Origin of the sequence: Bosea sp. ANAM02, assembly GCF_011764485.1 — a bacterium.
Classification (GTDB): domain Bacteria; phylum Pseudomonadota; class Alphaproteobacteria; order Rhizobiales; family Beijerinckiaceae; genus Allobosea.
The window spans coordinates 1,533,647-1,544,993 of sequence record NZ_AP022848.1; the positions used below are offsets into that span (position 1 = coordinate 1,533,647).

The following is an 11,347-nucleotide window of genomic DNA, read 5'->3' on the forward strand; positions in this document are numbered from 1 at the left end:
TCCTCGCAACGACGATCCGGCCGATCTGTGAGGATCTCGCCGTTCTCGCAGATCGGCTGGCGGAAGCACCAGCCGAGGCGGAACGGCTGGCTGGCCTGCGGAACGCGACGCCGACCTGCACCGTCTTCATCGCGCGCGCAGCCTTCCACGACGACCAACTCGGCCGGTTCGTCAAAATGATGGCCAAGGACGAGACGTTGACCGAGGAGCGGGTCGACACCTTCAACGCCCTCAATCTGCTTCGTCAGAGCTCGTACCTCGCCGCGGCGCTGATCGAGCCGAACTCCGATGACGACCGTTGGGCCAAGGAGTACATCGGCGAGTGCCTCGCCTCGGCTGCGAAGCGGCAGGGTGATCCCGCCCGCGCTGCGCTTCTTCGCACTGCCTTCGGCCTGGCGCCGAAAGCCCGGAAAAAATCTAGTGTCGCGGACGTCGGCGAAATGACCGCGTGGATCCATGAGACGGTTCGGAGAATGGGACTGATCCGGCCCCCCGCGGCAGACACTTCCGCCGATGAACTCGCCCGCGCCGGATGCTACCGGCTGGAAGAGGCGCCGTCGCTCGAGGCGTTCTTCGCCGCCGCGCCTGATCTCACGTCTCTCGCCGAGGAGGCCATGGATCTGCTGGCGAAAGCGGATACCAGGACGCAGTCCGTCGGCGAAAACGACCGGGTCCTCGAGCAGGCCGCAAAGTCGGCCCTGACCCTCGCATACGCTGCGATCGCCCGGGTCGGCCTGTGGCCGGCGCGCACGGAGCGCGATCTCCACGCCAAGGCGACCTGCAGGACGATCCTTCGCAATCGTGTCGCTGATCCCGCCAGCGCGAGAGCCGTCGCGGCGATGGCCTACGATCTCGGCAACGGAGTGGCCGGGCAGAGCGATCGGTTCAAGGTCGAGCCGCAACACGCCAACGAGAGGTTTCCCGGTCAGGGATGACCTGGCGGACAGCTCAACTTCATAGGGTCATCGGAAAGGGGCGGGCCGCAGGGTTCGCCCCTTTTCGCCGTTCGATGAGTGCGGTCGGCAGCCACGACGGCGGCCCCCGAAACATCGAAACGACGAGACCGGCGGATGCCAGATATCGATACCTCGCTCGGTAAACCCGATCGCCGAAGCAAGCCCAAGTCCGGCCTCTCTGAGTCAGAGACGGCCGGCGTCGACAAGAATGCCGAGGCGTCGGGCGTCTCATCGGATAAGATGGTCGCCGTCTACGATCGCGACGAGGTCGAGCGTCAGATCACGCTTGCGTGGGGGTTCGAGCCTCGGCTCGAGGAATTCTACGGGCCTCCTCCAGCACTCGGTCCCGATGAGGGGCCACGGGTCGAAAAGCTTCTCGCCATTCTCAATGATCCGCGAGGCCCCGATCGTTCTCTGCTGTTCGGGACGCCGAGACTTCAGAACACACTGTCGCAGGTTCACGCGCAATGTCCGGCATTCACCGAGGTCGTTGCGCTGTATGAGCGCGCCGTCGCTCTATCGGCGATGACGGGCGCCCCGGTGTCGGTACCTCCGGTGCTGCTGCTCGGCGAGCCTGGGATCGGGAAGACGCATGCGTCGAAAGCGATCGCCAAGGCCCTGGGCGTCGATATCCATGCCTTCTCCTGCGCGACGTCCAGCGATGCCCAGGCGCTCCTGGTCGGCCATCCGCCCAGCTGGAGAGGAGCTCGTACCGGAATCTTGACCGAAGCCATGATCGCGTCCGTCAGCGCTCAGCCGGCCGTGCTGTTCGACGAAGTCGACAAGTTCATGACCCACCATACCGAGCAGCCCTACGCCGTCCTCCTGTCGGCCCTCGAGCCTGAAAACGCCTGCGCCATGCGCGACGAGTATCTTCAGGTGTCCTTCAACGTTGCCAACGCTCTGTTCATCCTGACCGCCAACGACGCAGGCCAAATACCCGACTTCATCATGGATCGGGTGCTCGCGTTCCACATCGCACCGCCCTCGGGCGACGCCCTCGTCGTGATCGCGCGAAACATCGTCGGCGACGTCGTCGACACCCTGCGCGGCGGGGTCGCGCTGCCCGACGAAGCTATTCTTTGGCGTCTCGCGCGGACGAATCCCCGCGGGATCAAAAAGGTCGCCAAACTAGCGTACGGCTTTGCCGCTGCCGCAGGTCGGGGCCGGATGACGCTCGCCGATATCGAGGCCGCAGAGGCCGTTGCCACGAGCCACTTCAAGCCTGATCGGATCGGGTTCCTGACTTCGGGAAGAGGCCGATGGCCGACCAGCTAGAACACTGGAGCGGGGAGGTCTCCGGCGGCTTGTCGGTCTGATGCAGGCGCCGCGCTATGCGCGACGCGTTGGTTCGAACCGGCCGATGCGCTCGAGGGGCGCCCGCCAATCCAGCCACCATGAACAGGCAGCGCCTTCACCGGCGCTGCCTGTTCGCATTCCAGGCCCGGCAGGGACCGGGCCGGGGAACAGGGAGAAAGGAGAAATTCGACGGAACGACACCGTCACCCCTCATGAATTCAAGGAAATATCATGAATACGACCAACCGCCGCGACCTCATGCTCAGCACGATCGCCGTCGAACCGAGCCTGCTTCCTGTCATCGACGACCTCGCCGGTCTCGAGCGCCTCGTGCCTCAGGCGCCGAGCGAGATCGAAGGCCTCGCCGTCTTCCGCAACCAGCTCCCCGGCCTGTTGTCCGTTCGTGGCCGTGCCGATGCCCATGCCGGCGAGGTCCGGAGCATGATCTCGATGATCGCGCGAGAGCCGGATCAGGTCGAAGCCTGGATCGACGTCATCAATGCGCTGACCATCCTGGCGAACGCGGCTAACCTGACGCTCCTGCTCCTGCCGGTGCGTATCGGATTCAAGGGAACCCAATCCGCCGTTTTCCTCAAAGGGTTGGCGCAGAAGACGAGACGCGGGATGGCCGGCGTCATACGGCAAGGTCGGCACGCCGGTGGCCGAGCGTACGGCTACAAGGCCATCCCGGGAGCACCTGGCGAACTGACGATCGTCGATTCTGAAGCCGAGATCGTTCGGCGCATCTTTGCCGACTATGTCGCGGGCAAGTCGCCGCGCGCCATTGCTGGCGAACTCAATGCCGAAGGCATTCCTCCACCACGCGGTACTTACTGGGCGGCGATCACGCTGAACGGCAATCGCAAGCGAGGCCATGGAATTCTGCTCAATCCGCTTTATGTGGGCCGCCTCGTGTGGAATCGCGTGCGGATGGTCAAGGACCCCGAGACCGGAAACCGCATCTCGCGGGTCAATCCCGAGGCGGAGTGGCAGGAACAAGCCGTTCCGGCATTGGCGATCGTGGAGAATGAAATGTTCGCTGCGGCGCTCGCCAAGCGCGGAGGGCGAGCTGCGATGGCGCCACGCGACCGATCGACGCCCCGGCATCTGCTGTCCGGGCTGCTCCGGTGCGGCTCCTGCGGTGCCGGCATGTCGGTCAAGGATCACCACCGAGGACGAACACGCATTCGTTGCACGAAGGCGACCGAGTCCGGGAGCTGCGACAATATCCGAGCTTACCAGCTCAACGTCATCGAGACTGCCGTGGTGGGCGGACTGAGCGAGCGGATGGTCGATCGCGACGGCATCGCGCTTTATGTGCGCGTCTACAATGAGGAGCGGCAGGCTCTTGCGGCGGACAGTGTCAACCGACGCGCCCGGATCGAGAAGCGTCTTGCGCAGGCCGAACGCGAACAGGATCGGGTCTACAAGGCCTTCGTCATGGGGCTTATCGAGGAGGACCAGGTCAAGCGCGAGCTTCCTCCTCGGAAAGCCGAATGCGAAGCGCTTCGGGCCGAACTCGCTCTGTGTGACGAACCGCCCAATGTCGTCTCGCTACATCCGGCAACTGTGTCTCGATACCTCGCATCGATCGAAAGCCTGGAGCGGACCGTGCGCGAGGGCGAAGCCTATGGGGCGGAGTCGAAGAAGGCCCTCCGCGATCTGATCAGCACGGTCACGGTTTACAAGGCGCCTGCCGGGGTCATGCCGGAAATCGAGGTCACCGGACATCTGACAAATTTGATTGGAGGCGACCATTTCCCCACCAGCAAGGCTGTGGGGGGTCGAATGGTAGCGGGAGAGGGACTTGCTACCCTGACCCATTCCAACCTTTTGAAATAAATTCAATCTTCGGTACGAAGTCTCACACCTGCAGATGTCTGTAACCTACCTCTACGTGTCGCATCGCGCAAGGAATGATGCCGCAATCGCGAGCGCTTTGCCTTATGTGACAACGTGAGCCGGCGTTGTCACTTATTTGATGTCAAACTCGGTTCAGGCGGCAGGCGAGAGAAAGGGCATTCATTGATAAAATGCGACGTCTCGCATGAGGATTGCGCGTGGACTTTGAATCAGCCCTGGAGGGGACTCGAACCTCCAGATCATGGGCTATTTCGTTGAAAATAAAGACTTTTTACGGCATCCGTTTTGGGTTGGTGTGAATGCTTAGTGTGTAAGCGCGAGGAGACCTAATAGCATAGGAGCCCAACACACAAAGGCGAAATTGCGGGGAGAGTTGCATGCCAAATGGTGCGCGACCTCTGCACGTTCGGGAGCGCAAGTTTCCGGTTTGAGAGTATCGAGGGCGTCAGCCGTTCGGATCAAAATGTTTGCCCGATCTTCGATGTGAATGATAATAAAAGTTCTGAATATTCGCAAAATATAATAAATATCGATAGATATATGCAACAAAACAAGATTTGTAACGATTCAGTTTATTTGTCTATTTATAATAAATGTTGAACACAATGCTAAATAGAAACAAATATAATTTTAGGTGATTACTTTTCATTTTATAGATCCACAAGATGGATGTATATGAATTTATGAAGATGAAACTGATATTGGATCAGTTTTGCATTGGAGAATAATTCGCGCTGATATCGATTTATCGTTAAATAATAAAAAGGATAGAGGACACTATAATATCACGGTTCCCGATATGCCTTTTACCCGAGGCCGCCAATGTGAAAGGCTTTGACCTCGAGATATTCCTCTATGCCGAGCCGCGAGCCCTCGCGACCGAGGCCGGACTGCTTAACGCCTCCGAAGGGGGCGATCTCCATCGAGATTGCGCCTGTGTTGAGCCCAACCATCCCGAATTCGAGCGCTTCGCCGACACGCCAAAAGCGCCGCATGTCCTGGGTAAAGAAAAAGGCGGCAAGGCCGAAGGGCTTGCCATTGGCGACTCGGATCGCCTCGTCCTCGGAGCCGAAGCGAAACAGCGGTGCGACCGGGCCGAAGGTCTCCTCGCCGGCAAGCTGCATCTCTACGGTCGCATCACCGAGGACGAGAGGCGCCGCATATTGCGCGCCCCTCGGCATGTCGGCCGCCTCGGCGAGGCGCCGGGCCCCCTTAGACAAGGCGTCGTCGATATGGCGCGCGATTTTCTCGATCGAGGCGCCGTTGATCATCGGGCCGATATCAATGCCGGCAGCGGTGCCCGGGGCCGACCCTCATCGCCGAGACGCGGGCCGCAAGCTTGTCGGCGAAGCGATCATAGATGCCGTCCTGTACCAGAATGCGGTTGGCGCAGACGCAGGTCTGGCCGCCATTGCGGAATTTGGAGACCAGAACGCCCTCGATGGCCAAGTCGATATCAGCATCGTCGAAGACGATGAAGGGGGCGTTGCCGCCGAGTTCCAGACTTAGCCGCTTGATGCCGTCCGAAGCCTGCCGCATCAGCAGCGCCCCCACCCGCGTCGAGCCCGTGAACGAGATTTTGCGCACGGCAGGGTTGCCGGTAAGCTCGGCCCCGATTGCAGCGGGCATGCCGGTTACAATGTTTATAACGCCGGCTGGGATGCCAGCCCGTTCTGCCAGCACACCGAGCGCCAGCGCCGAGAATGGCGTTAGCTCGGACGGCTTGATCACCACTGTGCAGCCCGCCGCCAGAGCCGGCGCGACCTTGCGGGTGATCATCGCATTCGGGAAGTTCCAGGGCGTGACGATGCCACAGACGCCGACCGGCTCCTTCATCACGAGGATGCGTATGTCGGCCGACGGGGCAGGGATCGTCGAGCCGTTGATCCGGCGGGCTTCCTCAGCGAACCATTTGACGAAGGAAGCGCCATATCGGATTTCGCCGCGCGCCTCCGCCAGCGGCTTTCCCTGTTCATGCGTCAGGATCAGCGCGAGATCCTCGACATGCTCCAGCATCTGGGCATGCCAGGTTTCCAGCAATGCGGCGCGCTCGGTATTCGGCTTCGCACGCCACGCTCCGGCGGCGGCTGTGGCGGCCTCAACCGCGGCGCGCGTGTCGGAGCCGTCGGCATCCGGCACGGAGCCGATGGCAGCTTGCGTCGCTGGATCGACCACGTCGAGCGTACGGCCTGAGGCGGCGGCCCGCCAGTTGCCGCCGACCAGGCAGGACTGCCGCGGCAAGGCGGGATCGCGAAGGAATTCCACGGTCACGATGTGGTTTCCGTCAGCCAAGGGCCGAGAGTACAGCTGACCTGAGACCCTTTTCTATTCCCGTCTGAGGGAGAGTCCTGGGTTTTATTTCTGGCCTCAGGCGGCCTGTTTTTCCAGCGTGGATTTGAGCGCGAACTCGGCAGGCGCCATGTTGCCGAGAGCCGAGTGGGGTCTGTGGCGGTTGTAGTCCTCCTTCCATGAGGTGATGGCGCTGCGGGCCTCGGCGAGCGTCGAGAACAGCATGTCGTTGAGGCACTCGTCCCGGAAGCGCCCGTTGAAGCTCTCGACGAAAGCGTTCTGCGTCGGCTTGCCGGGAGCGATGTAATGCCACGCGACGCCGGTCTCCTGGCACCAGCGCAGGATCGCCATCGAGGTGAACTCGGTGCCGTAGCACATTGGGAAGAGGCTCGACCGTTGGCTGACGGCGCGCGAAGCCTTGCGTAGCGCAGCGCGCCGTCACGGCGGTCATGGCCGGCCAACAGGTCTCTAAAGTGAGGTTGTCGAGACAACACTTTGGAGCGAGGCCGACCATGACCAAGCGCTTTTCTACTCCGACCGTTGCCGTGCTGGTAGCGATCGACATGTCCAAGCACCGCCAGGAGGTCTTGATCGAGCGACCGGAAGGCGGTCGACGCCGGCGGATGACCGTGATGGCGACCAAGCAGGACTACGACCGCCTGGCTGCGGACCTTGCCGCGATCGGGCGGCCGATCCTTGTCGGCTTCGAGGCGACCGGCAACTACCATCGCACGCTCGCCTATCGGCTTCTGACGGCAGGCTTCGAGCTGCGGCTGATCTCCTCGGTCGCGCTCGCCCGGACGCGAGAGGCGCTGCACAACGGTTGGGACAAGAACGATCCCAAGGACGCCCAGGTCATCCTGCACATGCTGCGGATCGGCGCCACGCAGGCCTATGTCGACCCGTTGGCCGCCGGCATCAACGATCTCCAGGAGTTGTCGAAGACGCACGAGACGATTTCGAAGGCCAAGACGCAGACCTGGCACCGTATCTTGACGCATTACCTGCCGCTGTACTTTCCGGAGATCGGCCGCTTCGCCGGCAATAGCCGCTCGGATTGGTTCCTGGCACTGATCGAGCGCTTCCCGACGCCCGGCAGCATCATCGCACTGGAGCGGGAAGCGTTCGTGGCCGAGGCCTGGCCTCTGGTCGGCCGCAAGGTCTCCAAGGCTCGGCTGATCAACGACATCTACGAGACTGCATGCACATCGATCGCATTGCCCGTGCCGGAGGAGAGCATGGCGATCACGATGTTCCGGATGATCATTGCCCAAGCGCGGGGCCTGATCCGGGAGCGCAACCGGATCGAGGAGATCGCGCAGGTTACCCTGGCCGATCATCACGATTACCGGTTGCTGCGGCGGATTCCGGGAATCGGACCGATCAATGCCCTGACCATCCTGGCCGAGGCCGGAGACCTGCGGCGGTTCGGCCATCACCGCCAGTTCCTGAAGTTCTGGGGCCTCGACCTCGCTACCTGCCAATCCGGCACCTTCCGCGGTCGGACCAAGCTGTCGAAGTACGGCAATGCCCGGCTGCGCCGGACGTTCTGGATGGCGGCGCAGGTCGCCGCGCGCCAATGTGACAACAGCTTCCGCGACAAGCTCGGCCGCTATGTGGCCGGTCACGCGGATGATGCCGATCGCCGTCGCAAGGCGATGACCGCGCTCACCGCCAAGATGGCGCGGGTAGCGCATGCCGTCGTCAAGACGGGGACAGAATACCGGCCGTTCCTCGAACGGTCGGATGCCAGGTGGAAGGACCCCTCTCTGCAAGTGCCGTGAGGGCGCCAAAGGCGACCCTGTAGATAATGTTCGGGCCTTCCACCTGGGTGCGTATCTCGTCTTGAGGACGGTGAGGACCACGGCCGCGTCAATGCCGCTGGATCCTGTGTTTGCTATGGCTGGGAGCGATCCCGTTGACGGTGGAAACCATCTGGATCAGCTTACTGCCAACGTCGGCGATCTGCCGGCGCGACGAGACCTGTTGGCCAAAGCCCAAAGCTCCTTCCCGACATAGGACGTTGTCTGAACGAATATGCTCCGGCACGCCGCGCAGGATGAACAGGTCCGAGAGCACGTCGATGACGTCGGTCGCCTTCAGCCGGCGATCGATGCGGATCGCCAGGCATTCGTGGGTGAACTCATCGATGATGTTCAGCATCCGGTATTTTCTCCCGTCATGGGTGCGGTCCTCGACAAAGTCATAGGACCAGACATGGTTCGGGCGCTCGGCGCGCAGGCGGATGCAGGATCCGTCCGCGAGCCAGAGACGGCCGCGTTTGGGTTGTCGGGCTGGAACCTTCAGCCCCTCGCGTCGCCAGATCCGCTCGACCCGTTTGTCGTTGACGACCCAGCCTGCCGTCGAACGCAGCAGCGCGGCAATCTTGCGATAGCCGTAGCGGCCGTAGCAGCGGGCCAGTTCGACGAGGTCGGCGATGAGTTGCTCCTCATCGTCGCGGCCGCGCGGGATCCGGCGCTGGGTCGAGCGATGTTGTCCGAGCACCCGGCAGACCCGCCGTGTCAAATCGCGTTGAAGGGCAGCCCCCTTATCGCATTGAAGGCTAGCCCCCCTGCAAGCCTGGTCGGACGTGCCGGGATCGCCCCGGCTGAGCTGGTCAGGGTTGCTGGGCCGGGGCGATTTCGGCGTCCAGCTCGCGAAGGTCTCGGGAGCGTTCAGGCGCGGTTCTTGAAGCGCCAACTCTCGTTGCCGGTCTCAATGATGTCGCAGTGATGCGTGAGCCGATCCAACATCGCAGTCGTCATCTTGGCGTCGGTGAAAATCTGGGGCCAGTCGGCGAAGGCGAGATTGGTGGTGATGATGATCGAGGTGTTCTCGTAGAGCTTGCTGATCAGGTGGAAGAGCAACTGCGCGCCGGCCTGACTGAAGGGCAGATAGCCGAGCTCGTCGATGACGACGAGATCCTGGCGCAGCAGGGCTTCGACGATGCGTCCGCTCTTGCCGGCGGCCTTCTCCTGTTCGAGCTGATTGACCAGGTCGACGAGGTTGAAGAAGCGGCCGCGGGCGCGCGCCCGGATGACGGCGGCGGCGATCGCGATGGCGAGATGGGTCTTTCCCGTTCCGGTGCCGCCGATCAGGATGAGATTGCGCCTGGCGTCGATGAACTCGCCGGTGGCGAGCTCGCGGATGTGTCCCTCGTCCACCGGCGTGTCGTCGAAGATGAAGGCATCGAGATCCTTCAGAACCGGGAATCTGGCGCCGCTGATGCGATAGTTGATTGAACGCGACTGGCGATGGGTCAGCTCCGCGCGGATCAGGCTCGCCAGCAGGGGATAGATCTCCTCGCGGCGGTTCAGGCCTTTGCCGGCGATCTCGTCGAAGCTGGCGCGCATGCCGTAGAGCTTGAGGCTGGTCATCGCCTCGATCAGTTGGTGGCGTTCCATGGCGAGGCTTCCCTTCTCTTGCGCAGGTTGTCGTATCGGGCGCAGTCGGCGACCGGCTCGGTCTTGAGCCTGAGGGCGTTGGGTGTGGTGATGCTGGCTGGAACAGGCGGCTGGCGACGGCGCGCCAGGATCGCGATGACGACGTCGCCGCTGGCGATGCCGGCCGCGAGCGCCTCGGTGCAGGCCTCCGCCACAGCGGCAATGCCGTCCTCGGGGACGCGGCCGAGGATCTTCACAAACTGACGGTCACCATCGACATGACGCCGCAGCTTCTCACGCACCACGGTGAGCGGCGCCGGCAAATCCCAGTCCTTGAACGGCGCGCCATTGCGTAGAGCACCCGGCTTGCGCATCAGCACCGGCAGATAGTGCCAGGGATCATAGACGACCTGATCGCGCTTGAAGCTGCGGGGATGGTCGGCGACCGTCTCGCCATCGAGCAACACAACGATCCGGTCGGCATAGGCGCGCACTAGCACGGCGCGGCCGGCGGCTCGGGCATCGACGCTGTACTTGTTGCGATCATGCGTGATCAGGCAGGTCGTGGTCGCCCGCATCGGCTTCTCGACGAAGCCGGCGAAGGGGCCCAGATACGGCATCAGCCGCGCCTTCTCCTCCTCGAAGACCTCAATGACAGACCGATCGCGGAACTCGGGATGCTTGGCCCGCCGAGCGTAGGCGACACATTGGTCGGCGAGCCAGGCGTTCAACTCGTCGAGCGTCTTCACCTTCGGTCGCGGGCGGAACAGCAAATCGCGGATCGTGCCGACCTGGTTCTCGACCTGGCCCTTCTCCCAGCCGGCCGCCGGCGTGCAGGCCACCGGCTCGACGAGGTGATGCGAGCAGAGCTGAAGGAAGCGCCGGTTGTACTCCCGGGCGCGGCCGACGAAGACGGTCTCCACCGCGGTCTTCATGTTGTCGTAGATGCCGCGCCGACAGACCCCGCCATAGAAGGCGAAGGCCTTGTCATGCGCGTCGAAGACCATCTCCTGCGTCTCGCGGAAATAGGCGCGCACGATCGGCATCCGGCTATAGGCCAGTCGCATCTGGGCGACCTTCACCACCACGGGCAGCCCGTGGAGTTCGATCGCCTCGTGGCTCCAGTCAAACTGATAGGCCTCGCCGGGATCGAAGCGCAGCGGAATGAAGGCCTGCGCCGGCAGCCGGGCGCGATCGGCACGCCAGGCCTTCACGAACCGATGGACGCTGTCATGGGCTCCGTCGTAGCCGCGCCCGCGCAGCTCCTCGAACAGCCGGATCGTTGAGCGTCGCTCGCGCCGCGGCAGCCGGTCTTCGGCCTCGAGGATCGCCGTCAGCGTATCGACCCAGGCTCCAAGCTTCCGCCGCGGCTGGACCTCGCGCTTGTAGATGAACTCGGTCGCGCCGGAGCGGAGCACTTTGCGAACCGTGTCGCGCGCGAGGCCGAGTTCCCGCGCGATCCGCTTGATCCCCTTGCCGTTCTGGAAATGCTCGAACCGGATCCGACCGATCGTCTCCACACCCGTCATCCCCGGACCCTTCCGAAAAGACGGAAGG

Annotated in this window: 5 protein-coding genes and 4 pseudogenes; 4 read left to right on the forward strand and 5 right to left on the reverse strand. The window is 62.9% G+C overall.

The window, feature by feature from the left end; all coding sequences use genetic code 11:
* The first annotated feature begins 176 nt into the window (after positions 1 to 176).
* From OCUBac02_RS07380 to OCUBac02_RS07390, 3 genes are all read left to right on the forward strand, one after another.
* On the forward strand, positions 177 to 935 hold the full coding sequence (locus OCUBac02_RS07380; RefSeq protein ID WP_173044562.1) for a hypothetical protein: 759 nt from the start codon (positions 177 to 179) through the stop codon (positions 933 to 935).
* Positions 936 to 1,070: 135 nt separating this feature from the next.
* On the forward strand, positions 1,071 to 2,234 hold the full coding sequence (locus OCUBac02_RS07385; protein ID WP_173044564.1) for an AAA family ATPase: 1,164 nt from the start codon (positions 1,071 to 1,073) through the stop codon (positions 2,232 to 2,234).
* Between the two features lie 252 nt (positions 2,235 to 2,486).
* Positions 2,487 to 4,097: a recombinase family protein gene (locus OCUBac02_RS07390; RefSeq protein WP_173044566.1), complete on the forward strand. Its 1,611-nt coding sequence runs from the start codon at positions 2,487 to 2,489 to the stop codon at positions 4,095 to 4,097.
* Between the two features lie 827 nt (positions 4,098 to 4,924).
* On the opposite strand, the pseudogene OCUBac02_RS07395 reads toward OCUBac02_RS07390, so the two are convergent.
* Together OCUBac02_RS07395 and OCUBac02_RS07400 are read right to left on the reverse strand one after the other, a co-directional pair.
* Positions 4,925 to 6,383: pseudogene (locus OCUBac02_RS07395) on the reverse strand (NAD-dependent succinate-semialdehyde dehydrogenase).
* Between the two features lie 102 nt (positions 6,384 to 6,485).
* Positions 6,486 to 6,776 (reverse strand): annotated as a pseudogene (locus tag OCUBac02_RS07400) (integrase core domain-containing protein); the annotation flags it as partial.
* A 143-nt stretch (positions 6,777 to 6,919) separates the two neighbouring features.
* Here OCUBac02_RS07400 and OCUBac02_RS07405 point away from each other — a divergent pair.
* Positions 6,920 to 8,183 (forward strand): annotated as a pseudogene (locus OCUBac02_RS07405) (IS110 family RNA-guided transposase); the annotation flags it as partial.
* Positions 8,184 to 8,429: 246 nt separating this feature from the next.
* On the opposite strand, the pseudogene OCUBac02_RS07410 reads toward OCUBac02_RS07405, so the two are convergent.
* From OCUBac02_RS07410 to istA, 3 genes and pseudogenes are all read right to left on the reverse strand, one after another.
* Positions 8,430 to 8,927 (reverse strand): annotated as a pseudogene (locus tag OCUBac02_RS07410) (DDE-type integrase/transposase/recombinase); the annotation flags it as partial.
* Between the two features lie 155 nt (positions 8,928 to 9,082).
* Complete coding sequence (gene istB / locus OCUBac02_RS07415; RefSeq protein WP_173043572.1) at positions 9,083 to 9,811, reverse strand: IS21-like element helper ATPase IstB; 729 nt, start codon at positions 9,809 to 9,811, stop codon at positions 9,083 to 9,085.
* Positions 9,793 to 11,319, reverse strand: a complete 1,527-nt coding sequence (gene istA / locus OCUBac02_RS07420) for an IS21 family transposase (RefSeq protein ID WP_173043570.1) — start codon at positions 11,317 to 11,319, stop codon at positions 9,793 to 9,795. The genes istB and istA overlap by 19 nt, the downstream gene beginning before the upstream one ends.
* Positions 11,320 to 11,347: the final 28 nt, after the last annotated feature.

Coding starts and splice junctions, on each gene's coding strand:
- OCUBac02_RS07380 (WP_173044562.1), top strand. CDS start 177: ATGATGGCCAAGGACGAGACGTTGACCGAGGAGCGGGTCGACACCTTC.
- OCUBac02_RS07385 (WP_173044564.1), top strand. CDS start 1,071: ATGCCAGATATCGATACCTCGCTCGGTAAACCCGATCGCCGAAGCAAG.
- OCUBac02_RS07390 (WP_173044566.1), top strand. CDS start 2,487: ATGAATACGACCAACCGCCGCGACCTCATGCTCAGCACGATCGCCGTC.
- istB (WP_173043572.1), bottom strand. CDS start 9,811: ATGGAACGCCACCAACTGATCGAGGCGATGACCAGCCTCAAGCTCTAC.
- istA (WP_173043570.1), bottom strand. CDS start 11,319: ATGACGGGTGTGGAGACGATCGGTCGGATCCGGTTCGAGCATTTCCAG.